The sequence below is a fragment of the Stenotrophomonas sp. 8(2023) genome, from assembly GCF_030345295.1.
GTDB lineage: Bacteria > Pseudomonadota > Gammaproteobacteria > Xanthomonadales > Xanthomonadaceae > Stenotrophomonas > Stenotrophomonas muris.
In genome coordinates this window covers 2,703,343-2,727,524 of the sequence record NZ_CP128404.1, presented here as the reverse complement: position 1 = coordinate 2,727,524, position 24,182 = coordinate 2,703,343, and the positions used below count along the sequence as shown (strand labels likewise).

Here is a 24,182-nt window from a genome sequence, read left to right as displayed (position 1 = left end):
GGGGCCAGCGCGGACGCCGTGAACCCATCCATGGGGGCTTGGCCGCGGCTTGCACGTGTGCGCTGTCCTGCGCACACGGCAAGACCGGGGTTGGGCGTCCTGCCCAACCCGTCGGGCGCATGCGCCCGACCCATGCCGCGGATACCCCGCCACCCCCACCCACCCGGCCGCTGACAGATTCCGTGCGCGTCCAGCCACGGAAGAGATAAAGAACAGCAGAAGCGGGTCGCGCGCTGCGCTTGCTCGTGTAGAGCCGAGCCTGCGCTCGGCTTCGCGGACTGGCCGGAAAGCAGCCGAGCGTGGGCTCGGCTCTACAAAAAGCGGCCAGCCAAGCTGTTTTTGCTTTTGATCTTCATTTTTTCTCTTCCGTGGGTGAACGTGCCCGAAAAACTGTCCGGGGCCGGTCGGGGTGGGTTCGCGGGACCGTTGGCGCCATGGATGGCGCCATCGAGCCCCCATGGAACGGGTTTACGGCGTGTCCCGCGAACCCACCCCGACCGACCTACTCACATGAAGCGCATTTCGCGACCACCCACGAGGGCTTCGCCGTCGGCGGGAACGGCCCTGGATTCGTTAGCCGGAAGTTAAAGATCCGTAAGCATTCTGCTGCGATCCCGCAGTCATCTGCATGCAACCGATCGTCATTAGCCTTCGTGACGTTCCAGTCAGGTTCGACGCGGTAAGCTCTCCCCCGATGAGCTCGCAGCATCGCTCATCGAGTGCAGTACGCAGTAGCAATTTGGAGGAATACATCACATGGCAATCGTTCTTTATGTCGGTGGTAGCAAGGATGGCGAGAAGGGCGTGGTGCCCTACGGCTTCAGCAAATCCCGCGCCGACACCGCGCTGGGGCCGGAGTTCTACACGGAGCGGTTCATGGAACTGCAGGGTGTCGGCAAGGTCCGCCTGATGGCCCTGGAAGGCATGCGTGACGAGATCGTCATGCAGCGCGCCGCCCGCCACTACCGCTGACCTACGCAACACGCGGCAGGGCGCGCCCACCATCGCGCGCCCGCGCCGGCATCCCAGCCCCGGGCCAGTCCGGGCCCGCTCTTTGCCAGGATGCCGGCGTCCACTCCGGCTACGCCGCTGTACCTCGTCCCCTGTCAATGCCTTGTCCGGCTCCGTCGTCGGTTGCCAGAATGGGGTCTTCCCGTAACGCGGCTCAGACCTGAAGCAATGCACGACGCCAAGAACGCCCAGAGCGCGCTCGCCCAGCAGATCGCCCAGACCATCGCCGACGAGATCGGTGCCCAGTCCGCCCAGGTACGCGCCGCCGTCGGCCTGCTCGACGAGGGCGCCAGCGTTCCGTTCATCGCGCGCTACCGCAAGGAAGTGACCGGTGGCCTGGACGACACCCAGCTGCGCAACCTGGAAACCCGGCTGACCTACCTGCGCGAGCTGGAGGACCGCCGTGCGGCGGTGCTGGCCAGTATCGGCGAGCAGGGCAAGCTCAGCGACGAGCTGCGCAATGACATCCTGGCCGCCGATACCAAGAGCCGGCTGGAAGACCTGTACCTGCCTTACAAGCCCAAGCGCCGTACCCGCGCCCAGATCGCCCGCGAGGCCGGTCTGGAGCCGCTGGCCGATGGCCTGCTGGCCGATCCGACGCAGGACCCGCAGACGTTCGCGGCCACCTTCGTCGATACCGACAAGGGTGTGGCCGACACCAAGGCCGCGCTGGAAGGCGCCCGCGCGATCCTGATGGAGCGCTGGGGCGAAGATGCCGCGTTGGTTGGCGAGCTGCGCACCTGGCTGGGCGAGACCGGCGTGATCCGTGCCCGCGTGGCCGAGGGCAAGGAAACCGAAGGCGCCAAGTACCGCGACTATTTCGAACATGCCGAATCTCTGGCGAAGATTCCCTCGCACCGGTTGCTGGCGCTGTTCCGCGCGCGCCGCGAAGAGATCCTGTTCCTGGAACTGGACCCGGGCAGCGATGCCGAAGCGGGCCACCAGTACGCCGAGGGTCGGGTGGCACGCAAGGCCGGCATCGCCGACCGGGGGCGTGCCGCCGACCGCTGGCTGCTGGATGCCTGCCGCCTGACCTGGCGCGCCAAGCTGCACACCCATCTTCTGCTGGACCTGTTCAACCAGGCCCGCGAAAAGGCCGAAGCCGAAGCCATCGCGGTGTTCGGCGACAACCTGAAGGACCTGCTGCTGGCCGCACCGGCCGGCCCGAAGACTGTGCTGGGCCTGGACCCTGGCATCCGTACCGGCTGCAAGATCGCCGTGGTCGATGCCACAGGCAAGCTGGTCGCCACCGACACCATCTACCCGCATGAGCCACGTCGCCAGTGGGACCAGTCGGTGCAGACGATCAAGCAGCTGTGCGCCAAGCACAACGTGGAGCTGATCGCGATCGGCAATGGCACCGCCAGCCGCGAAACCGACAAGCTGGCCGGCGAAGCGATCAAGGCTGCCGCCAACCCGAAGCTGCAGAAGGTCGTGGTCAGCGAGGCGGGCGCCTCGGTGTACTCGGCCTCCGAGTTCGCGGCCAAGGAGTTCCCGGGGCTGGACGTGTCGCTGCGTGGCGCGGTATCGATCGCTCGTCGCCTGCAGGACCCGCTGGCCGAACTGGTCAAGATCGAACCCAAGGCGATCGGTGTCGGCCAGTACCAGCACGACGTGGACCAGTACCGCCTGGCGCGGGCGCTGGACGCGCGCGTGGAGGACTGCGTGAACGCGGTCGGCGTGTATGTCAACACCGCCTCGGCCGCGCTGCTGTCCCGGGTGTCCGGCCTGTCGGCCACGGTGGCCGAGAACATCGTGCGCCATCGCGACGACAACGGCCCGTTCAAGCGCCGCAAGGACCTGCTGAAGGTCGCGCGCCTGGGCGAGAAGACCTTCGAGCAGTGCGCCGGCTTCCTGCGCATCGCCGATGGCGACCAGCCGCTGGACGCCTCGGCGGTACACCCCGAAGCCTATCCGGTGGTTGAGCGCATCGTGGCCAGCACCGCGCGCCCGATCAAGGCGCTGATCGGTGACGGCAGCTTCCTGCGTGGCCTGAAGGCAGAACAGTTCACCGACGACACCTTTGGCGTCCCGACCGTGCGCGACATCCTGAAGGAACTGGAAAAGCCGGGCCGCGACCCGCGCCCGGAGTTCAAGGCGGCGCGCTTCGCCGAGGGCGTCGAGGACATCAAGGACCTGCGCGAGGGCATGGTGCTGGAGGGCGTGGTCAGCAACGTGGCCGCCTTCGGGGCCTTTGTCGATATCGGCGTGCACCAGGACGGCCTGATCCACATCTCGGCGCTCTCCGATACCTTCGTGAAGGACCCGCGCGACGTGGTCAAGGCCGGTGACATCGTCAAGGTGAAGGTGCTGGAGGTGGACGTGGCGCGCAAGCGCATCGCCCTGACCCGGCGCCTGGACGATACCCCGGGCCAGGCCACCAGCCGCCCGGGCCAGCGCGATGAGCGGGGCCAGGGCCAAGGGCCGCGCCGTGACGCTGGCGGCCAGAACCGTGGACCGAACCGCGGCCAGGGCGCTGGCGGCCGTCCGGCCCAGTCTGCGCCGCCGGCCAACAATGCCCTGGCCGAAGCCTTTGCCCGGGCCAAGCGCAGCTGAGGATCGTGCCCCCCGTCACGGTTGATCCGGGGCGGGGGGCTTGTCGGTTTTCCCCGTGATTGCGCACACTTGCGCCTGAGGGGGGCGTTTGGCCTCCCCGCTGTCGCTGGGGAGGACCATGACGCCAGCACGACCCGCCGTCTTCGTTGCAGGCCGCAGTGCTTCGCTGCGGTCGGCGCCTGCCCGTGCCGGCAGGGGACCGGAGTGATGCCGGGCCAGGGCACCCACGGCAATGGACTGCTGGAGCGCCGCCTGCAGGCGTTGGCTGAAGAGCGTCGCCGGCTGGCGATGATCATCGACGGTACCGCTGCGGGTACCTGGGAATGGAACGTGCAGACCGGCGAGATGCGGGTCAATGCGCGCTGGGCCGAGATTGTCGGTTATCGCCTGGATGAGCTGGAACCGATCTGCCAGAAGACGTTCCTGAAGCTGGTCCATCCCGATGACATTGCGCTGTCCGATGCAGCGCTGGACGACCATTTCGAAGGGCGCAGCGACAACTACGCCTGCCTGCTGCGCATGCGCCACAGGAACGGCCAGTGGATCTGGATCCAGGACCGTGGCCGGGTCTTTGAATGGGACGGGCAGGGCAAGCCGCTGTGGATGGCCGGTGCCCATGCCGATGTCACCGAGCTGCAGCAGGCAAGGCAGGACGCGGCCGAGACCCGGCAACGCCTGCAGGCTGTGGTCGATGCGTCCGATGAGGTGGCGGTGATCGCCACCGATACCGATGGCACCATCACCCTGTTCAACACGGGGGCGGAGCGCCTGCTGGGCTACAGCGCGGCGGAGGTGGTCGGCCAGCGCCGGCTCGACGCCTTCCACGATCCAGCCGAACTGAAAGCGTGGTTGCAGCCGCTGGCCGATGCTGATGGCAATCTTCCCGGCGTGTTCGAGGCGCTGAGCGCGCGTGCCGACGGGCAGACCTACTCGCGGCAGTGGACGCTGCTGCGCAAGGATGGCCAGTCACGCCAGGTACGCCTGTCGATCAGCCGCATGGAGAGTGCCGATGGAACGCGCATCGGCTACGTCGGCATGGCCATCGACATTACCGAGATCCTGCAGGCACGCGCCGAAGCACGACTTTCGGCAGAGAAGTTCGCTGGCGCGTTCACCTCCGCCGCACTGGGCATGGCACTGGTGTCGCTGGAAGGACGCTGGCTGGATGTCAACGACGCGCTGTGCCGGATACTGGGCTACCCGCGAGAAGAGCTGCTGCAGGTCGATTTCCAGCGCCTGACCCATCCCGATGACCTGCAGACCGACCTGGCCCTGGTACAGGACCTGTTGGCCGGGCGACGCAGCCACTATCACCTGGAAAAGCGCTACCTCGACCGCGACGGCCGCATCATCTGGGCGCGGCTGTCGGTGTCGCTGGTGCGCAACGAGCATGGCGAACCGCTGCATTTCGTGTCGCAGATCCAGGACATCACCGCCCAGCGCAGCAGCGAGCAGCGCCTGTTCGAGAGTGAACAACGCAGCCGAATCACGCTGGATGCGGTGGCCGACCTGGTGCTCAGCGTCAGCCTTGATGGCCGCATCGACTACGCCAACGCGGCTGCGGTGCGCACCCTGGCCGGTGATGGCGCATTGTCGCTGGCCGGGCACAAGGTTCAGGACGTCCTGGCGCTGACCACCGAGTACGCGCCCGGTTCGGTACTGGATGTGACGGTGCTGCTGGACCCGGAGAGCAACGCGGTGGACCTGCACGCCGACCTGCTGCTGCGCCTGGGCACGGCAACGGTGCCGGTGGACCTGACCCGCGCCTGGCTGCGCGATGACGAAGGCCACGTGCGCGGCGCGGTGTGGGTGCTGCGCGACGACACCCAGCAGCGGGCACGCCAGCGCGAAGCCCGCCACCTGGCCGAGATCGATCCGCTCACCGAACTGAGCAACCGCCGCGGTTTCGAGGTACACCTGCAGCAGGCGATCACCCGCGTGGAGCGCACCGGCCAGGCTGCCTCGCTGATGTACATCGATCTGGACCGCTTCAAGCCGGTCAACGACACCTGGGGCCATCTGGCCGGCGATGCCGTGCTGTGGGCGGTGGCCAGCGTGCTGCGCCATGGCGTGCGCGATTCGGACGTGGTGGCGCGGTTGGGCGGTGACGAATTCGCGGTCATCCTGTCCGGTTGCACGCCGCGGCGTGCGGCCCGCATCGGGGGCGAGCTGCTGCACACCCTGGCCGCGCTGTCCATTCCGTGGGACCAGGACCGGCTGCGGATCGGTGCCAGCATCGGTATCGCGCCGCTGGCCGGCGGCATGAGCGTGGACCAGGCGGTGGCTGCGGCCGATGCCCAGTGCTACCGGGCCAAGGCGATGGGGCGCAACAACGTGCAGGTGCAGGGCGAGTTGTCCCAGCTTCCGGGTGACGATCCCGACGCCGCGGAGGACTGATCTCAGCCTGTGAGAGGACGCGCGCGAATACTGCGCGCACTCCACTCACGCAGGTAACCTCCATGAATGCCTGGAACCCGGTTGCGGTACGCAAGTTCATTCCGGCCCTGATCGGCTGGTGCCTGGCGCTGGCCGCCTGTCTACGCGCCGAACAGCTGCGCGGCGACCTGCACGCAAGGGCGTTGTTGCCCGTGTTGCAGCAAGGTGCAGTCGCGCTGCTGGTCCTGAGCCTGTCCTGCACGGTTGCGGCCTGCCTGTTGCTGTGGCGGCATGGCCGCAGCGATCATGTGCATCCCGCTGCAGGCACTACACCCGTACGGCATCCATCAGCAGGAACCGGCACGGCGCACACTGGAAGGCATTGATCTGTGGCACCAGGCGCTGGAAGTGTTCGCTGGCACAGTGCAGGTCGAGCGCGGCGCGGTCGGGCCACAGCTCGATGAAGATGAAGTGGCCCGGATCCTTCTGGTCGACGAACAGTTCATAGCCGAGGCAGCGCGGCTCGCGCAGCGTGCACGCCACCAGCTCCCGGTACAGGGGAAGCACGGTGTCCACCGCATCGAAATGGATGAAATCCTCGGCGATCACTTTCAGCATGTCGGCACCTGCGAATCGGGTCTTGCAGGATAGTGCCGGCGCATGGCCGGCACCTGTTCCCGTCAACGCAATACCGTGTCCGCACTGACCAGCCGCACGTCATGCATCTGATTGAGGTAGGCCTCGTAGTAGCCCTTGTGCGAGGCACCCACGATGGCCAGCATGCGTCTGCCAGGATGCTGGCTCAGCACGTCGCGGATGTTGGCGACCATGCGCAGGTTGCGGGTTTCCCAGTAACCGACGTACATCCGGCCGAACGCCTTGGAGGACGGCTCGACGAGCGTCGCGCCGAAGTCGCTCTGGTAGGCGGCCATCGCCGCCGCCGGGCTGTTGTAGTCCCGATACAGCGCCATGACACCGCCGGGCTTGTCCAGATCGGCCACGAGGCGTTCATCGGCCTCCCGCCGCGCGCGCGAGTGCGTATTGTTCCAGGCACCGGTGATGGCCGCGCTGGCCGCCGCTTCATCCTCGGCGGGCGTGGGCGAATCGGCCGTGTGGTCGTCCACGGCCCACAGGCGTTCCTGCCCGAGGCGGGCGGCGACCTCGGCGGCGATCAGGTGGGTTTCATTGCGGCGAACCAGGCCTTTTTCGAGGATCTCGACCAAGGCAGGTGTCAGTCCATCACCGCCTTTGCGCTCGGACGCAGGCAGGCGCAGCCACTGCACCTGCGCCGAGCCGCGTTCACCCGCTGCCAGGAACAATGCTGCGAGCCGACGACGCTGGGCGGGCGTCGGCTCGTCCGGCCAGGTCGCAAGCAGGTGCTCGGCCTGGGTGTTCGCCGTAGGCACGTCCAGTCCGGTCGCAGCCTGCGCAGCGGTGGTGTCGAAGCAGTAGGTGGCCACGCTCTCCGCATAGCGTGCCGGGTAGCGACGCATGAAATCGCACTGCAGGCCTGACAGGTCTTCGGTGGCGATCAGCTCGGGCTTCCAGGCGACCAGTCGCTGCAGCAACGGTTCAAGCAAGGCGGGCTGGAAGGACTTGGGCAGGCCGGACAAGTGGGGGGTGCCCAGTACCAGCACTTCGTTCGGGCGCCCGGCAGGCGGGCCCTTCAGCTGGTCGGGATGGAAGCTGGGGCGGTAGGTGGCGTCGGCAGCGAAGGCGCCGCTGCTGCACAGGCCCAGGATGAGGAAACTGGCCAGGCGTGGGAACATGCGATCTCCGTGTCAGTGAGCGTCCTGCGGTTCGCTGCATGCTGGCCAGTTTCATCTGCCATCGGATCTCCCGTTGGTCATGCAAACCTTTTCCGCTTGAACTGCATCCGCGTGCCGGGCAAGGCTATGCCCAGTGACGGCGACAACGCGCGACATATGCCCTGACGACACCCGGTGCCGAGCAGAACCTGCCCAGCCGGCACCCGGCGAAACCGCTCGGCGGTGCCCCTGTCGCGCGTGAGCAGAATGTGAAGTACATCGCGATTGTCTACCGCATCCCTGTAGCAGCATCTGAAGATGCGACGGACGTCGCGGAATCCGGCTAAAGCCACCGATCGCATCGCCGATATTCCCTCTGGATCCCGCTCAAGTCGCCCGCTGCAGGACCCCAGGCTGCCCCCGACGGGCGGCCCGCGCTGTGTGTTCCGCCGCTCCCTATGCCGATCGCACCCGCACCAGACGTTCTTGCCAGCCGCTCGAGGGGTGCCTGCCGGTACCTGTAGTCCCAAGCAACTGAAGTTGCCGCCGGGCATCCCGCCCGTCGGGTCGCAACCGCTTACCGGACACCGAGGATCAGACAATGCTCATTCCAGGCTTTACGGCGGGCGCGCAGGCGCCGGCCGAGCTGCATACCCGTTGGTCGCCGTGGCGCGCCCTGCTGGGCGCGCTGGCACCGCAGCACCGCAGCGGCGTCGAGGCGGCGGCCGATGGCCGTGCCGAGCTGGAGGCGCAGGTCGCGGCGCTGCACCGGGTCCAGGCGGTCATCGAGTTCGCCCTCGATGGCACCATCCTGCAGGCCAACGACAACTTCCTGCAGGCGATGGGTTACCGGCTGGAGGAGATCCAGGGCAAGCATCATTCCCTGTTCGTCGACCCCGAGCAGGCGCGCAGCGCCGGATACCGTGACTTCTGGGCGCGGCTGGGTCGTGGCGAATATGACGCGGGCCAGTACCGGCGTTTTGGCAAGAACCAGCGCGAGATCTGGATCCAGGCCTCGTACAACCCGGTGCTGGACCGACAGGGGCGTCCGTACAAGGTGGTCAAGTTCGCCACTGACATCACTGCGCAGAAGCTGCAGGCGGCCGACTCGGCCGGCCAGCTGGCGGCCATCGACAAGTCGCAGGCGGTGATCGAGTTCAGCATGGATGGCCGCATCCTGTCGGCCAACGACAACTTCCTGGCTGCCACCGGTTACAGCCTGGATGATGTGCGTGGCCAGCACCACTCGCTGTTCGTCGAACCTGAGTATCGCAGCAGTGCCGAGTATCGGCAGTTCTGGGAAAAGCTCGGCCGTGGCGAATATGATGCCGGCCAGTACCGGCGCCTCGGCAAGGGCGGACGCGAGGTCTGGATCCAGGCGTCCTACAACCCGATCCTGGACCTCAACGGGAAGCCGTTCAAGGTGGTCAAGTACGCCACCGACATCACCGCGCAGGTGCATGAGAACCAGGCCATGCAGCGTGCCGTGGCGCAGACCCGTGAAGTGGTGGCGGCCGCCAAGGAGGGCGACCTGACCCGGCGCGTGGCCACCGCCGACAAGACCGGGCCGATCGCCGAGCTGTGCGAAGGGGTGAATTCGCTGGTCGAGGCGATGGCCGCGATCATCGGCCAGATCAAGTTCGCCGCTGACACCATCGCCGTCGGTGCCACCGAGATCGCGCAGGGCAACAGCGATCTGTCGCAGCGCACCGAGCAGCAGGCAGCGTCGCTGGAGGAGACCGCGGTGTCGATGAAGGGCCTGGCCGAGACCGTGCAGCGCACCGCGACCAACGCACGGCAGGCCAGTCAGCTGGCTGGTGGTGCCGCCGATGTCGCCGCGCGCGGCGGTAACGTAGTGCACGAAGTGGTGGAAACCATGGCGGTGATCAACGCGTCCTCGCGCCGCATCGTCGACATCATCGGCGTGATCGACGGCATCGCCTTCCAGACCAACATCCTTGCCCTGAACGCCGCGGTGGAAGCCGCGCGTGCGGGCGAACACGGGCGTGGCTTCGCCGTGGTCGCCACCGAGATCCGGGAACTGTCGCAGCGCTCGGCCAGTGCCGCCAAGGAGATCAAGCAGCTGATCGATGCGTCGGTGGCCAATGTCGGTGCCGGTACCGCGCAGGTTGAGAGCGCCGGCCGCACCATGGACGAGATCGTGGTCAACGTGCGCCGGGTCAGCGACCTGATGTCCGAGATCAGCACGGCCGCGCAGCAGCAGAGCGACGACATCCAGCAGATGAACCATGCCGTCGATCTGATCGACCAGGGCACCCAGCAGAACGCCGCGCTGGTCGAGGAAGCTTCGGCCGCGGCGCGCAGCATGGAAGAACAGTCGGCGCAGCTGCTGCAGACGGTGGCCAGCTTCCGCGTGCAGGGTGGGGCGGGGCACCTGCATGGTGCGGCGGTGCTGCGCGCGGTCTAGGCGCGGCGGTCGGCGTGTTGTTCCCCGGCCTCGACGGCCGGGGCGGCGTGCACGCAGTTGCGGCCGGCATGCTTGGCCCGGTACAGGGCCTGGTCGGCACGCTCGACCAGGCTGCGCGGGTCACCCTCATCATGGGCGGCCTGCCAGGCCACGCCGATGCTGATGGTCACGTGGGCCTGGGCGGCGGGCAGGGCGGCGGCTTCCACGGCGGCGCGCAGGCGCTCGCCCAGGCCCAGGGCGTGGCCGATGTCGGGCGCGGGCAGGGCGGCGATGAACTCCTCGCCGCCGTAGCGGGCCAGCAGATCATCACCGCGTTGCAGGCAGCCGTCGAGGATCGCGGCGACCGCCTGCAGGCGGCGATCACCTTCCGGATGCCCGTAGGTGTCGTTGAGTCGCTTGAAGTGGTCGATATCGATCATCAGCACCGCCAGCCCCACGCCCTGGCGACGGGCGCGGCCGTGCGCGCTGCCGAGCGCTTCATCGAAGTTGCGCCGGTTGCCGAGCCCGGTCAACGGATCGCGCCGGGCCAGCAGCGCCAGCTCGTCGCGCTCACGCTGGATCTGCACCTGGGTGAGCACGCTGCGCAGGGCATGGCCGAGCATGGCACCGATGAACCCCACGGTGGCCAGGGTCGGCTGCAGGCGTGCCACCAGCAGCGCCACCATCATCAGCAGCAACGGCAGCATCAGCGGCACGCCGGCATCGACGATGCGGCGGAGGTTGCGCGGCACAGCCACCGCCGGTGGGCGGTACGTGCTGCCGGCCAGCACTGCCAGCAGCACGAACAGCCCGCTGATCAGCAGGTCGCCCCAGCCACCATCGGGTACCTGCGGCTGCCAGGTATTGATGTAGAGCGCCATCAGGAAGTAGCCGAGCGCGTAGATCGTCAACGTGCGGAAGAAGTCGCGGCGGTCGGCATTGTCCTCGGCCAGGAAGCGGATCAGCGCGAAGCAGAACACCAGGCTGTTCTGCACGTTGCTCAGGGTGTGCAGGCATTGCGTCCACAATGCGGTGTTGAGGTGTGCCATCGCCCGCGTATGCACGAAGTACAGCAACCACAGCAGCGCGATGACCGTCAGGTCCACCGCACGGATACAGCGGTTGCCGCCGCCTGGGCTGGCGGCCACGTAGGTCAGCGGAATCCGGTAGAACACATACAGGATCAGCGACGAGGCGGTCATCTGCGCAGGGCTGAGGCCGGCCACATTGCGATACAGCAGGGCCAGCAGGGCCAGCGAGAACAGGCCGACGGCAGCGCCCAGCGTTCGCCACTTGCAGGCCGCCTGGCTGTCGCGCGCGCGTCGCACGCAGGCCAGAGCGGCCAGAAGGGGGGCGGTGATCAGCATCAGGTAGGAGCCAACCGGGTCCTGCGGGCCGATCAAGGCAATGACGAGCGCGTGCGTGACCATGAAAAACAGTGCCGCACGCAACGTCATGCATTCCCCCGCCCCCAGATCCGGCTGGGATCACGATAGGCAGAAGTAGGTGAGGCTGGCAAGAAAAGTGTGCGCTAGTGCTATTCGCAACCTTGTCGGCTGTCACATTTTCGTTTCAGCGGGGTGACACGACGGCGTTGACGTGGGCGTACGTCCAGACGTCGCGGGGCTGCCCCCGCACGTGGCGATGGGCGCGCAGTATGTCGGCAAGCGTGGGAGGGGCATGCTGGGGCATCCTCGCCAGTGCCGGCGCTCCGGCCCGGGAAATGCAAAAGGCCAGGTCATGGACCTGGCCTTTGATGCAGTGGTGCCGGTGAAAGGACTCGAACCTTCATGGGGTCACCCCCGGCTGATTTTGAGTCAGCTGCGTATACCATTCCGCCACACCGGCAGGCAGCGTGCGAGTGTAACCGAGGTCGGCAGGAGATGCCTAGTAGGAGAGCCTATCAGGGCGGTTCCTGTCGGCATTGGCCCCTTGGTAGCTATACTCCCGACGTGCAATTGCCTCCAGGAGCGGTAGCTGATGACAGTGTTGCAGGACCTGAGGGTGCTGGTGGTCGAGAACGACGAGATGAGTGCGGCCCTGCTGCAGATGCAGCTGGTGCATGCCGGTGCGACTGTGGTCGGGCTTGCCGCGAGTGTGTCCGAGGCCCTGCGGCTGCTGGAGCAGAGCACTCCTGACGTGGCCCTGCTGGATTACCGGCTGGCCCGCAACGAGACCAGTGAGCCAGTGGCTGCAGCGCTTTCGGCGCGTGGCATTCCGTTCGTGCTGGCCACCGGGATGCTGGCCGAGCAGCTGCCTGCGCCGATGCTGGCCGGCCTGTTGCTGGTCAAGCCGTACCTGTCGGCCGATCTGTCGCGGGCGCTGGTGCGTGCGGTGGGACGCTCCAGCGCCAAGGCCTGAGCCGCTCGCCACGCACCGGCAGGGGGAAGCTGCGGGGGCTGAATCCTCACGTCTGCGATGCGCGGCGGCAATCCCTGATCCAGGAGCCCTGCCCACGCGCGGTTTTTCATTCGCGTCCGGCGCTCAGCCCGCTTCCTCGTACACGTAACGGATTTCCTCGCGGTCATCGAGGATGCGGTACTGGCGCGCCAGATCATCCGGTTCGGGGTTGAGCCAGGCGTCCAGGTGTTCCCTGCGGATCGGCACCACGCCGCGGTCATGCCCGGCAGCGGCGACGTCGCTGGGCGGTGTGTCGGTGATCGTGGCAAACGAAAGCAGGCGGCCTTCCGGTCCTTCCCATTCCGCCCAGAGGCAGGCCAGCAGCAGGTCGCGGGGTGGATCGGGGCGGAATTCGAGCACCACGTCCTGCTCCTTTTCGTCGGCACCGAGGCTGCGGCCGGCGATGGCGTGGCGGGGCACGTGCTCGTAGAACGCCTGCACCACCACCACGCCGTGGCGCAGTCCGAACGCACCCCGCCAGTAACCTTCCAGGCTGTCGCGCCGCGCGTTGTAGGCGCCGGGGTACAGCACGTCGTTGCGCGCCGGCTTGTCCGGCAACCGGCACTGGTAGCGCATCGGCTTGATCACGCGCCGGCCGTTCTCGCCGACCATCACCGGCGCGTAGGTGCCGGGGAAAATGCGGTTGTCGCGCGGCAGCAGCTGCACCCGATGCAGGTCGTCCAGCCGGGCCTGCGCGCGCTCGATGCGGTTACCGGCCACGCGCAGGTCATTGCGCGCTTTCTGCGTGGGCCGGGTGGCCAGCGTGGCGTGGGCAATATCGCGTCGTTCGCGCTGCCGGACCAGTTCAGCCTCCAGCGCCTGCTGCTCCTGCGCATGCCATTGCTGGATCTTCGCCACGATGGCCCGGCCCTGTTCGGTACGCGCACCGGCGAACCCGTCATCCATCGCCTTCGGCGTCTTCGGCCGTTTCTTGCCTGGATCGTGTGCGTACAGTTCGGCGAACTCCTCCAGCGACAGGATGGCGCCGAACTCGCGTACCAGCTTGGCGTAGTCAGCGCGGATCAGGGCGGAATAGCACATGGGACTCTGGGGGCCTGGGTCGCAGCGGCTGCGACGTGGATGCGGCAGGATAGCCCGACCCATCTGGAGATGCCGCATGACTGATTCCATCACCTGCCAGTTCCGCGAAGCCGTGCCCACGGTCGAGGACTACTGCCGGTTGCGCGTGCTTGCAGGCCTCAGTGCCAAGGCCCGGGAAGCGGCCGCCCGCGCGCTGCCCAATACGCTGTTCGGCGTGTGTGCCTACCAGGGCACTGAGCTGGTGGCGATGGGCCGTATCGTCGGCGATGGCGGCTGCCACCTGCAGGTCTGTGATATCGCGGTGCTGCCGCGGTTGCAGGGGCAGGGCCTGGGCAAGGAAGTGATGCGGCGCCTGGATGGCTGGATGCAGGCCAACCTGCCGCCATCGGCGTACGTCAGCCTGCTGGCCGATGGCGAGGCGCATCGGTTGTACGCACAGTTTGGTTTCGCGCCCACGGCGCCGGCATCGATCGGGATGTATCGGCGGTTCTGAGCTGTAATCGGGGTGAAGCCATCCACACCATGCGTGGATAGGGCCTTCCCAGGAATCACAGGCAAAGAAAAACCCCGACCGGAGTCGGGGTTTTCAAGAATTGGCGTCCCCACGGGGATTCGAACCCCGGTCGCCACCGTGAAAGGGTGATGTCCTAGGCCTCTAGACGATGGGGACGCACGAAAACTTCAAGTTGTAGATCCTTCGACGGCCTAATGTCGAAGTGGTGGAGCCAAGCGGGATCGAACCGCTGACCTCCTGCATGCCATGCAGGCGCTCTCCCAGCTGAGCTATGGCCCCATGAAACTCCGGATGATCTGCCGGGAGCAGAGTCCGTTTTGAAACTGGCGTCCCCACGGGGATTCGAACCCCGGTCGCCACCGTGAAAGGGTGATGTCCTAGGCCTCTAGACGATGGGGACGCACGAAAAACTTCAAGTTGTAGAACCTTCGACGGCCTAATGTCGAAAGTGGTGGAGCCAAGCGGGATCGAACCGCTGACCTCCTGCATGCCATGCAGGCGCTCTCCCAGCTGAGCTATGGCCCCGTGTTACCGAGCCGCCTATCATACCTGCGTGTTCACGTTTGTGGAAGTTTTTTTTGAACTTTTTTCGTTAAGGTTCGACCGTCGCCACGAGGGCAGGGGAACCGCAACGCCACAACCTGAATGCCGGTAGGCGGTGAACAAAAAAGACCCGGTTATCGGCCGGGTCCTCGTTGTTCGTGATGAGTGGCGTCCCCACGGGGATTCGAACCCCGGTCGCCACCGTGAAAGGGTGATGTCCTAGGCCTCTAGACGATGGGGACGCAATTCTCATCAATGTTCTTTAGCGACCTTTCGACGGCCTAATGCCGAAAGATTGGTGGAGCCAAGCGGGATCGAACCGCTGACCTCCTGCATGCCATGCAGGCGCTCTCCCAGCTGAGCTATGGCCCCACGTCGCTGAGGAGCGAAATAATAGCCTTGCCCCCGGGGGTTGGCAAGCATTTGTTGCACTTTTCTTCACGCGCGTTGCTATGCCGCGTCGTCGGTCAGCGCCGCCAGGATCGGGCACTGATCCAGCGTGCCGTGGCCGGGGCAGGCGTCGACCAGCTGAGAAAGCGCGGTGTGCATGCGCTGCAGTTCGGCCATGCGTTGTGCAATGTCCTGCAGCCGGGCCTGCGCCGTGTCGCGCACACTGCCCATGTCCTGTGAGTGGCGGTCACTGAGCGCCAGCAGTTCGGCGATTTCTTCCAGGCTGAAGCCCAGCGTCTTGGCGCGGCGGATGAAGCGCAGCCGGCGCAGGTCCTGCTCACCGAAGATGCGGTAGCCCCCGGCCGAGCGTGCCGCCGTGGGCAGCAACTGCTGGCGTTCGTAGTAGCGCACCGTATCGATCGGCACGCCGGCCCGGCGTGCCAGTTGACCAATGTTCATGGCGGATTCCTGCGGATGCTGCCGCTCATTGTGAAGCCTTGAGTCTGGTCCAGGGTCAAGGTCCCGTCGCTGACGGCGCATTCAGCGCACTTTGCAACTTTCTTCATAGCCCCACCGTCGTGGCAGTTCCTACCCTGCGCCTGAACCGGCCGCTGGACGGCCTGCAACGAACCGAGGAGATGGTCTGTGGAAGGATTCAGGAACGAAGGATTCGTCGAGGTCGCGGTGGTCGAATACCCGGGAGGCGACCCGTCGGCCGCCTCCGTGCTGACCGAGATGGCACATGTCGCCAACCGGCTTGCCCAGCAGCAGCGCCGTCCGTTCAAGCGTGTCCTGGTGACCCGCTGGATCGTGCCGGCCAGCCAGACCGGCGTGCATCGCATTGCCGGCGCGGAGATGCTCGAGGCGGACATCCCCGCCGTGATCGCCGTGCCTGGCCAGATCAGCCAGGGCGTCTGCCTGCGCGCCGATGAGGTGCTGCTGGATTGGCTGCGCGCGCATTACGACGGTGGCAGTCTGCTGGCTGCCGCCAGCGACGGTGTCAGCATGCTGGCACGCGCCGGTCTGCTGGCTGGGCGCACCGTCAGTGGTCCGGACCTCGGGCGCCATCCGGGCCTGCAGGGGCAGTCGGCCAGCTGGGTACCCAGCGAGCGCGCGCTGGTCGATGACGGCGACCTGCTGACGGTGGCCGGTTCCCAGGCCTGGCGCTTCCTCGCCCTGCGCCTGCTGTACCGGCTGCACGGCCAGGGCGTGGCGAGTTCCGTGGCGCAGCAGCTGGGGATCACGGTTCCGGCGGCGATCCAGCAGGATCTCGAGCGTTTCAGTGCCAACTTCGCCCACGGCGATCGCGACGTACTGAAGGCGCAACGCTGGCTGCATACCACCGCTGCGCGCGGCGCCACGCTCGGTGCGATCTGTGAGATTTCCGGGCTGGAGCCGCGCACCCTGCAGCGGCGCTTCCTGAAGGCCACCGGCCTGCGCCCGATCGAGTATTGCCAGCGGTTGCGTATCGCCAAGGCGCAGACGCTGTTGCAGCAGGGGGCGGGCATCGATGAAGTGGCCTGGGGCGTGGGCTATGCCGACCAGAGCGCATTCCGTCGCCTGTTCCTGCGCATTGTTGGAATGACGCCGGCCAACTATCGCCGGCTGGTCAACAACAAGCGGCGCGAGCGGCCGCTGTTGCCATCGGTGGCAGGCAGCCTGCGCGGGCTGCAACCGGCGCCCGGCATGCAGATGCCGCGCAGCATGGCCTGATGCCTGCAGTAGGCGTCGCGCTTGCAACCTGGGCGCGACGCTTCGACCATGCAGGTAACGGATGATGGGGCAGGTGGGCTGATGTCGAGTGTGGGACCGGTGCCGATGCCGGTGGTATTGATCCTGATGTGCGTGCTGCTGGCCATGGCGGTAGCACGCCTGTGGCCGCGTCGGAAAGACGGGATGGCAGTGCCTTCCGCGGCCAGCCTGGTTCTGGACATGTTGCTGATCGGCCTGCTGTGCGGACGCATCAGCTTCGTCGCCTTGAACTTCGCGCTTTACCGTGAGGCCCCGTGGAGCATCCTGCAGATCGCCGACGGTGGGTATCACCTTGCAGTCGTGCTGGCTGCGGGCCTGGCGTGGGGCACCTGGCGGCTGCGGCTCTGGCGCGCGTTGCGTGCGCCGGTGCTGGCGGGCGCACTGGTGGGCGTGGTGTCGTGGGTGGTGGGCAGCCACCTGCTGGCAGCCTGGCAGGAGCAGCGGATGCCGCTGCCGGCGGTGCAGGTGGCCGATCTGCAGAGGCGCGTGATCGACCTGCAGCAGTTCCGGGGCAAGCCACTGGTGCTGAATCTCTGGGCCAGCTGGTGTGGGCCCTGCCGGCGCGAGATGCCGGTGCTGGCATCCGCACAGCAGACCCACACCGACGTGCAGTTCGTGTTCCTCAACCAGGGGGAAACCCTGGACGAAGTGAAGGGTTTCATTGCATCCGAACAGCTCCGGCTGGGCAATGTGCTGCTGGACGATACCGCCTCGGCGTCAACCGTGCTGGGTGTGCAGGCCTATCCGTCGACGCTGTTCTTCGACGCCGAAGGTCGCCTGCGTGAACTGCACCTTGGCGAACTGACGGCGGCGGGTCTTGAACACAAACTGCGCCGGCTGCGGTAGCCTGCGCGGGCATCTCATTACGGAGTTCCCATGTTGTCGACTTCCCTGCGCATCGCTCCGGCGGTGCTGTTGCTGCCGGTCATGCTGGCATTGGCCGCCTGCAGCCAGGCCCAGACCCCGCCGGGCAAGACGGCGGCAGCGCCGGCCGCCGGCGCTCCGGCCACCGCGGCAAAGGGCGACCGTCCCGCAGTGCTGAAAGGCATCGAGAAGCACGGCTTCGAAGTCGTTGCCGAGTTTGATGCACCGGGTGGCCTGCGTGGCTTCGCCGGCGTGGTGGGGGGGCAGCAGCCCGCCGCCGCGTACGTGACCGCCGACGGCAAGCATGTGCTGGTGGGCAGCCTGTTCGATGCCGAAGGCAACGATGTGGCCGCCGAGGCGGTGGAGAAGCTGGTCGCTGCACCGATGTCGGCCAAGATGTGGACCAAGCTGGAAGCCAGCGCCTGGGTGCGTGACGGCAAGGCCGATGCACCGCGTGTGGTCTATACCTTCAGCGATGCCAACTGCCCGTACTGCCACAAGTTCTGGGAAGCGGCGCGTCCGTGGGTTGACGCCGGCAAGGTGCAGTTGCGCCACATCATGGTTGGCGTGATCCGCGAGGACAGCCCGGCCAAGGCCGCCGCCATCCTCGCCGCGCGTGATCCGAGCGCGGCGCTGCTGGAGAATGAGCACCAGTTCGACCGTGGCGGCATCAAGGCGCTACCGAGCATCAGCCGCGAGATCGCAGGCAAGCTTGATGCCAACCAGGTCCTGATGATCGAGATGGGCTTCCAGGGCACGCCGGGCATCCTGTTCCAGGATGGACAAGGGCAGGTGCAGCGTCGCGCGGGCCTGCCGCAGGGCGCCGACCTGCAGACGGTGCTGGGTCCGCGCTGATCGCCGCCAACGTCGTGATGTAACCGACAGGCCCGCATGGCAGCATGCGGGCCTGTTGCATTTCGGCGCTCCTGCGGCGGGCGGAGAGGGCAGCAGGGCTGCGCAGCAGCTGTTCGTCGTCACATCTGAATCGTGACTGACATCAAGCATCGCGCCTTGATTCCAATCAAGGTCAAAAACGACAGGCGGATTAGCCTGTTGACGCATGGAATACAGCGTCAACGCGCCATGGATGCCGCGCCAGACATGCCTTGAACCAGGGCGGTCGGCACAGCCATTCACGACACTCTCACTCCCCGATTGTTACCCAGACCGCTGCGGTCGACACCTCTCTGGCAGCGCGGCCTTGATGGGCTCGACACCGGTGCGGGCAGGGCAGTGTCATCGTCCTGTTGCCTGCCGGATGCAGGCTGGCCGGTGTCGTCAACGCAGTATCCGCATTTCCAGCAACGGCGACGCGAGGCCAGGGCACTGTGCGCCTGTATCCGGCCAGCGCGCTGCGAATGTTTGTCCAGGGAGGATGCAATGCGCTTGGCGGTACTGAGTCTGGCCTGTTCGACCGCACTGGCGATCGCGCCAGCGTATGCGCAGCAGCATGGCCAGGAAGATGCGCAGGCGTTGCGGCAGGAAATCGCTGCCATGCGCCAGGCATTGGAAGGCATGCAGCAGCGCCTGGATCGGCTTGAGCAGCGCGAGGGCTCAGCGCCTGCCGCCGTGGCGCAGGCCCCGACCCCGGCAGCAACGGCGGGCGGCAGCGCCAGCATGCTGCACCCGACCCAGGTGCCGGGCGTGGCGCAACCGGTGCTGCCGCAGCGCGAATCGGTGGCCGATCCCTCAACGGCGGCGTCGCGTCCCGACAGCGCAGCCGGTCCGACCGACCCCGATCTGAAAGGCTTCTTCACCATTCCCGGCACCGATACGGTGATCCGCATCGGCGGCTACGCCAAGCTCGATGCGATTGCCGATTCGCGTGCGGCCGGTGACGAAGATCAGTTCATTCCGTCGTCGATGCCGGTGGGTGGCAGCCATCGCGATGTCTCCAACTTCAACATCCATGCCAAGCAGACCCGCTTCAGCTTCGAGGCGCGGCGCCCGACCACGCACGGCAACCTGCGTTTCTACCTGGAGAACGATTTCTTCGGCAGCAGTGAGGGGTATGAGTTCCGCCTGCGACACGCCTATGGACAGCTTGGCAACACCTATGCCGGCTATGGCTACTCCAGCTTCATGGACCCGGACAGCCTGCCCGATACGCTTGACTTCGCCGGGCCGGGCGGCGCCGGATACCTGCTGGTGGCGGGCATCCACCACAGTTTTGCGATAGGCAAGGGCAACACCCTGACCGTCGCTGCTGAAGACCCGAAGACTGAACTCGCCGGCGCCAGCGATGCTCGCACGGCAGTCAACCGCCTGCCCGATGTGACCGTGACCGCGCGCCTGGAGCGCGACTGGGGCCACCTGCAGCTGGGCGCGGTGGCACGCAGCCTGGCCTACGACGGCGATGGCGAGCGCGACCGGCGCATGGCCGGTGGCCTGCAGCTGAGCGGCTCGGCGTCAGTGGGCGAGCGCGACCTGCTGCTGTTCGGCGTACTCGGCGGGCGCGGCCTCAGTCGCTACACCGCCGACCTGACCGGCTCCGGACTGGACGCAGTGGTCGGTGCCGATGGCCGCCTCGCCGCGTTGGACCTGCACGGCGGTTTCGTCGGCTACACCCATTACTGGTCCGCGCTGTGGCGCTCCAACCTGATCTTTGGCCGGCTGACCCTGGAGCGCAACGCCGCACTCGCCGCTGATGCATTCCGGCAGAGCCGCTACGGCGTGTTCAACCTGATCTGGAGCCCGGCGCCGTCCTGGACGATGGGCATGGAGCTGCTGTACGGCCGGCTGGAACAGCAGGGCGGCGCACGCGGCGACACGGTCCGGGTGCAGGGCAGCCTGCAATACAACTTCATCAAATAGACGCCAGCGGTCGTACGCCAGCGTAACCGTCCCCACGCCCGGTGCTGCCGGGCTCATGCCAGTACCGGAGATCGTCATGGCAGAAGCAAAGAAAATCGGGGTGGTCGGAGCCACCTTCCTCGTCGCCGGCAACATGATGGGCTCAGGCGTGTTCCTGTTGCCGTCCAGCCTGGCCAAGATCGGTACCGCCTCGATCTGGGGCTGGCTGATCACCACCGCCGGTGCGCTGCTGCTGGCCTTCGTGTTCGCCAAGCTGGGCAAGCTCGCACCCAAGGCGGGCGGTCCCTATGCCTACGCGCGCGACTGGTTCGGGCCGTACATGGGCTTCCAGACCAACACCATCTACTGGTTCGCCAACTGGATCGGCAACGTCGCCATTCCGATCGCGGCGGTGGGCTATTTCAGCTATTTCTTCCCGATCCTGTCCGAGCCGCTGGTGCGTTGCGTCGCGGTGCTGGTGCTGGTGTGGGCACTGAGCTTTGCCAACGTGATCGGTCCGGCCTTCGTCAGCCGCGTGCAGACGGTCACCACCAGCTTTGCGTTGGTGCCGATCCTGGGCATCGCCATTTTCGGCTGGTTCTTCTTCGATGCCGACATCTTCAAGGGCGCCTACAACGTGTCTGGCGAGTCGAACTTCGGTGCGATCTCGAGCGCTGCGGCACTGACCCTGTGGGCCTTCATCGGCGTCGAGTCTGCATCGGTGACTGCCGGTGTGGTCGAAAATCCGGAGAAGAACGTCGCCCGCGCGACGCTGGCCGGCGTGTTCCTGGCTGCCATCGCCTACATCGCCAGTTCGTCGGTGATCATGGGCATGGTGCCGAACGCGGAACTGCAGGTGTCCGACGCACCGTTCGCGCTGGCGGCGGCCAAGGCGGTCGGTGGCTGGGGCGGCGCGCTGGTCAGCCTGTGCGCCTTCATCGGTGCCGCCGGCTCGCTGGGTGGCTGGATCCTGCTGACCGCGCAGAGTGCCAAGGCAGCGTCGGATGACGGCCTGTTCCCGAGCATCTTCAGCAAGACCAACAAGGACGACGTGCCGGTCAAGGGCGTGCTGATCGTGGCGGTGCTGATGACCCTGGCGGTGCTGGTGACCTCCACCTCGGAAACCGCGTCGGCCCAGTTCGACGTGATCACGTCGGCGGCCGTGGTGCTGACCCTGCTGCCCTACATCTACTCGTGCGTGGCGTGCTACTTCGTGGTCGAGCGTTCGCACACCCTGGTCCACACCGGTGCGTTCTGGACGCTGACCAGCCTGACCGTCGTGTACTGCCTGTGGGCGATCTACGGCTCGTCGGGGACCATCGTGCAGTACGCCTTCCTGTTCGTGCTGTTCATCACCGTGTTCTATCCCTTCTTCAGCGAGGAGCGCCGCCAGCAGCGGCAGCGCGCCCGCGAGGCCTCGGCGATCAGCGCCGGCGCCCGGCATTCCTGAGTTCGACAAGGAGAATCAACGTGTACTTCAAGTCCCTGGACTACCCGGTCATTGTCATCGACAACGACTACGAGTCGCCGCGCATCGGTGGCATCCTGATCCGTGCGCTGGTGGAAGAGCTGCGCAGCAACGACCAGCGCGTGCTGTGCGGGCTGAACCTGGATGACGCCCGGGCCGGTGCCCGCACCTACGTGGCGGCCTCGGCGGTGCTGATCTCGATCGATGGCAGCGAAGAGGTGGATGGCGAGTTCCAGCGCCTGACCGCCTTCCTGCGCGAGCAGAGCGCACGCCGTGCCAATCTGCCGGTGTTCCTGTACGGCGAGCGCCGCACCATCGAGAAGGTGCCGAGCAAGCTGCTCAAGTACATCCACGGTTTCATCTTCCTGTTCGAAGACACCAAGAGCTTCATCTCGCGGCAGGTGATGCGCGCGGCCGAAGACTACATGAAGAACCTGCTGCCGCCGTTCTTCAAGGCGCTGATCCATCATGCGGCCGAGTCGAACTATTCCTGGCATACGCCGGGCCATGCCGGCGGCGTGGCATTCACCAAGTCGCCGGTCGGCCGCGCATTCCATCAGTTCTATGGCGAGAACACCCTGCGCAGCGATCTGTCGATCTCGGTGCCGGAGCTGGGCTCGCTGCTCGATCACACCGGCCCGATCAAGGATGCCGAGAACGAGGCGGCACGCAACTTCGGTGCCGACCACACCTTCTTCGTCACCAACGGCACCTCCACCGCCAACAAGATCGTCTGGCATGGCACGGTGGCCCGCGGCGACGTGGTGTTCGTTGACCGCAACTGCCACAAGTCGCTGCTGCACGCGCTGATCATGACGGGTGCGGTGCCGGTGTACTTCACGCCCAGCCGCAACGCGCACGGGATCATCGGCCCGATCAGCCTGGACCAGTTCACGCCGGAGTCGCTGCAGCAGCGCATCGCCGCCAATCCGCTGGCCAGCCAGGCCTACAAGGCCGGCTCCAAGCCGCGCATCGCGGTGGTCACCAACTCGACCTACGACGGCCTGTGCTACAACGCCGAGAAGATCGCTGACGAGATCGGCAGCGCAGTCGATTTCCTGCATTTCGACGAAGCCTGGTACGCCTACGCCGCGTTCCACCCGTTCTACGAGAACCACTACGGCATGGCCAAGGGCAAGCCGCGTGAGCAGGATGCGATCATTTTCACCACGCATTCCACCCACAAGCTGCTGGCGGCGTTTTCGCAGGCCTCGATGATCCACGTGCGCAACTCGGCGCAACGCAACCTTGATGCCGAGCGCTTCAATGAGTCGTTCATGATGCACACCTCGACCAGCCCGCACTACGGGGTGATTGCCGCCTGTGACGTGGCCTCGAAGATGATGGAAGGCGATGCCGGGCGCTCGCTGGTGCAGGAAATGCATGACGAGGCGATCGCCTTCCGCCGCGCGATGCTGCACGTCCGCGATGATCTCGGTCGCGACGACTGGTGGTTCAGCGTGTGGCAGCCAACCCAGGTCGAGCGCAGCCTGGACAAGGGCGATACGCCGGCACCGCTGGTGGCCAAGCGCGAGGAGTGGTACCTGCGGCCGGACGCGCACTGGCACGGCTTCGAGAACCTGGTTGACGACTATGTGTTGATCGATCCGATCAAGGTGACCCTGCTGACCCCGGGCCTGGCAATGGACGGCAGCATGGGCAGGCTGGGCATCCCGGCGGCGGTGCTGAGCAAGTTCCTGTGGGGCCGCGGCATCACCGTGGAAAAGACCAACCTGTACTCGGTGCTGTTCCTGTTCTCGATGGGCATCACCAAGGGCAAGTGGAGCACCCTGGTCACCGAGCTGATGGCGTTCAAGGAACTGTACGACCGCAATGCGCCGCTGAGCCAGGCACTGCCGACGCTGGCCGCCGATTATCCGAATGCCTACGCCGGCTGGGGCCTGCGTGACCTGTGCGACGCGCTGCATGCGTTCAACCAGGAATTTGCCGTGGCCAAGGTGATGCGCGAGATGTACGTGGACCTGCCGACGCCGGTGATGACCCCGGCCGATGCCTACAACCACCTGGTCAAGGGCGAGATCGAGCGGGTCGACATCGAGCAGATCAGTGGCCGCATCGCGGCGACCATGCTGGTGCCGTACCCGCCGGGCATCCCGACCATCATGCCGGGCGAGCGCTTCGGCGACAGCGACGAGCCGATCATCCAGTCGCTGCGCATCGCCCGCGAGCAGAACGCCCGTTTCCCGGGCTTCGAATCGGACGTGCACGGGCTCATCATCGAGCAGGAGGGTGATGCGGTCTCGTACAAGGTGGAGGTGCTGAAGGCCTGACCCGTAACGGTCGGCTCATCGGCGAACG

General features: G+C 66.5%; 18 protein-coding genes and 7 tRNA genes. 13 read left to right on the top strand and 12 right to left on the bottom strand.

The window, feature by feature from the left end:
- The first annotated feature begins 756 nt into the window (after positions 1 to 756).
- The 4 genes from QP609_RS12805 (at position 757) to QP609_RS12790 (ending at position 6,329) form a co-directional block, all read left to right on the top strand.
- Positions 757 to 972 carry a hypothetical protein gene (locus tag QP609_RS12805; protein WP_005410085.1) on the top strand — a complete coding sequence of 72 codons (216 nt, stop codon included), beginning with the start codon at positions 757 to 759 and terminating at the stop codon, positions 970 to 972.
- Positions 973 to 1,179: 207 nt separating this feature from the next.
- A complete protein-coding gene (locus tag QP609_RS12800; RefSeq protein ID WP_014647540.1) occupies positions 1,180 to 3,567 on the top strand; it encodes a Tex family protein in 2,388 nt (795 codons plus the stop codon).
- A 207-nt stretch (positions 3,568 to 3,774) separates the two neighbouring features.
- Entirely contained in the window at positions 3,775 to 5,964 is a 2,190-nt protein-coding gene (locus tag QP609_RS12795) for a PAS domain S-box protein (protein WP_014647539.1), read from the top strand.
- Between the two features lie 62 nt (positions 5,965 to 6,026).
- Positions 6,027 to 6,329 carry a hypothetical protein gene (locus QP609_RS12790; protein WP_080052993.1) on the top strand — a complete coding sequence of 101 codons (303 nt, stop codon included), beginning with the start codon at positions 6,027 to 6,029 and terminating at the stop codon, positions 6,327 to 6,329.
- On the opposite strand, the gene QP609_RS12785 is transcribed toward QP609_RS12790, so the two are convergent.
- Both QP609_RS12785 and QP609_RS12780 read right to left on the bottom strand, forming a co-directional pair.
- Complete coding sequence (locus tag QP609_RS12785; protein ID WP_053495870.1) at positions 6,271 to 6,561, bottom strand: putative quinol monooxygenase; 291 nt, start codon at positions 6,559 to 6,561, stop codon at positions 6,271 to 6,273. The genes QP609_RS12790 and QP609_RS12785 overlap by 59 nt on opposite strands.
- A 62-nt stretch (positions 6,562 to 6,623) precedes the next feature.
- Entirely contained in the window at positions 6,624 to 7,712 is a 1,089-nt protein-coding gene (locus QP609_RS12780; protein WP_014647537.1) for a DUF5694 domain-containing protein, read from the bottom strand.
- Between the two features lie 580 nt (positions 7,713 to 8,292).
- On the opposite strand from QP609_RS12780, the gene QP609_RS12775 reads away from it, so the two are divergent.
- Positions 8,293 to 10,119 (top strand): methyl-accepting chemotaxis protein, encoded by a 1,827-nt coding sequence (locus QP609_RS12775; RefSeq protein WP_197621452.1) that lies wholly within the window; start codon positions 8,293 to 8,295, stop codon positions 10,117 to 10,119.
- Here the strand turns inward: QP609_RS12775 and QP609_RS12770 are convergent.
- Entirely contained in the window at positions 10,116 to 11,555 is a 1,440-nt protein-coding gene (locus tag QP609_RS12770) for a GGDEF domain-containing protein (protein ID WP_197621453.1), read from the bottom strand. The two genes, QP609_RS12775 and QP609_RS12770, sit on opposite strands and share 4 nt — an antisense overlap.
- 305 nt (positions 11,556 to 11,860) lie before the next feature.
- Positions 11,861 to 11,946: transfer RNA gene (locus QP609_RS12765), tRNA-Leu, on the bottom strand.
- Positions 11,947 to 12,078: 132 nt separating this feature from the next.
- On the opposite strand from QP609_RS12765, the gene QP609_RS12760 reads away from it, so the two are divergent.
- Complete coding sequence (locus tag QP609_RS12760) at positions 12,079 to 12,459, top strand: response regulator (protein ID WP_014647534.1); 381 nt, start codon at positions 12,079 to 12,081, stop codon at positions 12,457 to 12,459.
- Positions 12,460 to 12,582: 123 nt separating this feature from the next.
- Here the strand turns inward: QP609_RS12760 and QP609_RS12755 are convergent, their stop codons facing one another.
- Positions 12,583 to 13,539, bottom strand: a complete 957-nt coding sequence (locus tag QP609_RS12755) for an SOS response-associated peptidase family protein (protein ID WP_197621454.1) — start codon at positions 13,537 to 13,539, stop codon at positions 12,583 to 12,585.
- 76 nt (positions 13,540 to 13,615) lie between these two features.
- Between QP609_RS12755 and QP609_RS12750 the strand changes: the two genes are divergently transcribed.
- Positions 13,616 to 14,032 carry a GNAT family N-acetyltransferase gene (locus QP609_RS12750; RefSeq protein ID WP_014647532.1) on the top strand — a complete coding sequence of 139 codons (417 nt, stop codon included), beginning with the start codon at positions 13,616 to 13,618 and terminating at the stop codon, positions 14,030 to 14,032.
- A 101-nt stretch (positions 14,033 to 14,133) separates the two neighbouring features.
- Here QP609_RS12750 and QP609_RS12745 read toward each other — a convergent pair.
- The 7 genes from QP609_RS12745 to QP609_RS12715 form a co-directional block, all read right to left on the bottom strand.
- Positions 14,134 to 14,209: transfer RNA gene (locus tag QP609_RS12745), tRNA-Glu, on the bottom strand.
- A 47-nt stretch (positions 14,210 to 14,256) separates the two neighbouring features.
- Positions 14,257 to 14,332: transfer RNA gene (locus tag QP609_RS12740), tRNA-Ala, on the bottom strand.
- A gap of 45 nt (positions 14,333 to 14,377) precedes the next feature.
- Positions 14,378 to 14,453, bottom strand: a tRNA-Glu gene (locus QP609_RS12735).
- A gap of 49 nt (positions 14,454 to 14,502) precedes the next feature.
- Positions 14,503 to 14,578 (bottom strand) — tRNA-Ala (locus tag QP609_RS12730).
- Between the two features lie 184 nt (positions 14,579 to 14,762).
- Positions 14,763 to 14,838 (bottom strand) — tRNA-Glu (locus QP609_RS12725).
- A gap of 54 nt (positions 14,839 to 14,892) precedes the next feature.
- Positions 14,893 to 14,968: transfer RNA gene (locus tag QP609_RS12720), tRNA-Ala, on the bottom strand.
- A gap of 78 nt (positions 14,969 to 15,046) precedes the next feature.
- On the bottom strand, positions 15,047 to 15,445 hold the full coding sequence (locus QP609_RS12715; protein ID WP_014647531.1) for a heavy metal-responsive transcriptional regulator: 399 nt from the start codon (positions 15,443 to 15,445) through the stop codon (positions 15,047 to 15,049).
- Between the two features lie 186 nt (positions 15,446 to 15,631).
- Here QP609_RS12715 and QP609_RS12710 point away from each other — a divergent pair, with 186 nt between their 5' ends.
- The 6 genes from QP609_RS12710 (at position 15,632) to QP609_RS12685 (ending at position 24,154) form a co-directional block, all read left to right on the top strand.
- Positions 15,632 to 16,699, top strand: a complete 1,068-nt coding sequence (locus QP609_RS12710) for a helix-turn-helix domain-containing protein (RefSeq protein WP_014647530.1) — start codon at positions 15,632 to 15,634, stop codon at positions 16,697 to 16,699.
- An 81-nt stretch (positions 16,700 to 16,780) separates the two neighbouring features.
- On the top strand, positions 16,781 to 17,584 hold the full coding sequence (locus QP609_RS12705; RefSeq protein ID WP_197621455.1) for a redoxin family protein: 804 nt from the start codon (positions 16,781 to 16,783) through the stop codon (positions 17,582 to 17,584).
- Positions 17,585 to 17,614: 30 nt separating this feature from the next.
- Positions 17,615 to 18,457: a thiol:disulfide interchange protein DsbG gene (gene dsbG, locus QP609_RS12700; protein ID WP_014647528.1), complete on the top strand. Its 843-nt coding sequence runs from the start codon at positions 17,615 to 17,617 to the stop codon at positions 18,455 to 18,457.
- Positions 18,458 to 18,982: 525 nt separating this feature from the next.
- The gene (locus QP609_RS12695; RefSeq protein ID WP_289213787.1) at positions 18,983 to 20,416 is read left to right on the top strand and encodes a DcaP family trimeric outer membrane transporter; all 1,434 of its coding nucleotides are present in this window, start codon (positions 18,983 to 18,985) and stop codon (positions 20,414 to 20,416) included.
- A gap of 76 nt (positions 20,417 to 20,492) precedes the next feature.
- Positions 20,493 to 21,845 carry an arginine/agmatine antiporter gene (gene adiC / locus QP609_RS12690; protein WP_014647526.1) on the top strand — a complete coding sequence of 451 codons (1,353 nt, stop codon included), beginning with the start codon at positions 20,493 to 20,495 and terminating at the stop codon, positions 21,843 to 21,845.
- A gap of 20 nt (positions 21,846 to 21,865) precedes the next feature.
- Positions 21,866 to 24,154: an Orn/Lys/Arg decarboxylase N-terminal domain-containing protein gene (locus QP609_RS12685; protein WP_049440967.1), complete on the top strand. Its 2,289-nt coding sequence runs from the start codon at positions 21,866 to 21,868 to the stop codon at positions 24,152 to 24,154.
- The last annotated feature ends 28 nt before the right edge of the window (positions 24,155 to 24,182 follow it).

Excerpts from the sequence above, each read along its gene's own strand:
- QP609_RS12760 (WP_014647534.1), top strand. The coding sequence starts at position 12,079 with ATGACAGTGTTGCAGGACCTGAGGGTGCTGGTGGTCGAGAACGACGAG.
- QP609_RS12795 (WP_014647539.1), top strand. The coding sequence starts at position 3,775 with ATGCCGGGCCAGGGCACCCACGGCAATGGACTGCTGGAGCGCCGCCTG.
- QP609_RS12715 (WP_014647531.1), bottom strand. The coding sequence starts at position 15,445 with ATGAACATTGGTCAACTGGCACGCCGGGCCGGCGTGCCGATCGATACG.
- QP609_RS12695 (WP_289213787.1), top strand. The coding sequence starts at position 18,983 with ATGCGCTTGGCGGTACTGAGTCTGGCCTGTTCGACCGCACTGGCGATC.
- adiC (WP_014647526.1), top strand. The coding sequence starts at position 20,493 with ATGGCAGAAGCAAAGAAAATCGGGGTGGTCGGAGCCACCTTCCTCGTC.
- QP609_RS12780 (WP_014647537.1), bottom strand. The coding sequence starts at position 7,712 with ATGTTCCCACGCCTGGCCAGTTTCCTCATCCTGGGCCTGTGCAGCAGC.
- QP609_RS12785 (WP_053495870.1), bottom strand. The coding sequence starts at position 6,561 with ATGCTGAAAGTGATCGCCGAGGATTTCATCCATTTCGATGCGGTGGAC.
- QP609_RS12705 (WP_197621455.1), top strand. The coding sequence starts at position 16,781 with ATGTCGAGTGTGGGACCGGTGCCGATGCCGGTGGTATTGATCCTGATG.
- dsbG (WP_014647528.1), top strand. The coding sequence starts at position 17,615 with ATGTTGTCGACTTCCCTGCGCATCGCTCCGGCGGTGCTGTTGCTGCCG.
- QP609_RS12805 (WP_005410085.1), top strand. The coding sequence starts at position 757 with ATGGCAATCGTTCTTTATGTCGGTGGTAGCAAGGATGGCGAGAAGGGC.
- QP609_RS12755 (WP_197621454.1), bottom strand. The coding sequence starts at position 13,539 with ATGTGCTATTCCGCCCTGATCCGCGCTGACTACGCCAAGCTGGTACGC.
- QP609_RS12800 (WP_014647540.1), top strand. The coding sequence starts at position 1,180 with ATGCACGACGCCAAGAACGCCCAGAGCGCGCTCGCCCAGCAGATCGCC.
- QP609_RS12750 (WP_014647532.1), top strand. The coding sequence starts at position 13,616 with ATGACTGATTCCATCACCTGCCAGTTCCGCGAAGCCGTGCCCACGGTC.
- QP609_RS12790 (WP_080052993.1), top strand. The coding sequence starts at position 6,027 with ATGAATGCCTGGAACCCGGTTGCGGTACGCAAGTTCATTCCGGCCCTG.
- QP609_RS12770 (WP_197621453.1), bottom strand. The coding sequence starts at position 11,555 with ATGACGTTGCGTGCGGCACTGTTTTTCATGGTCACGCACGCGCTCGTC.
- QP609_RS12775 (WP_197621452.1), top strand. The coding sequence starts at position 8,293 with ATGCTCATTCCAGGCTTTACGGCGGGCGCGCAGGCGCCGGCCGAGCTG.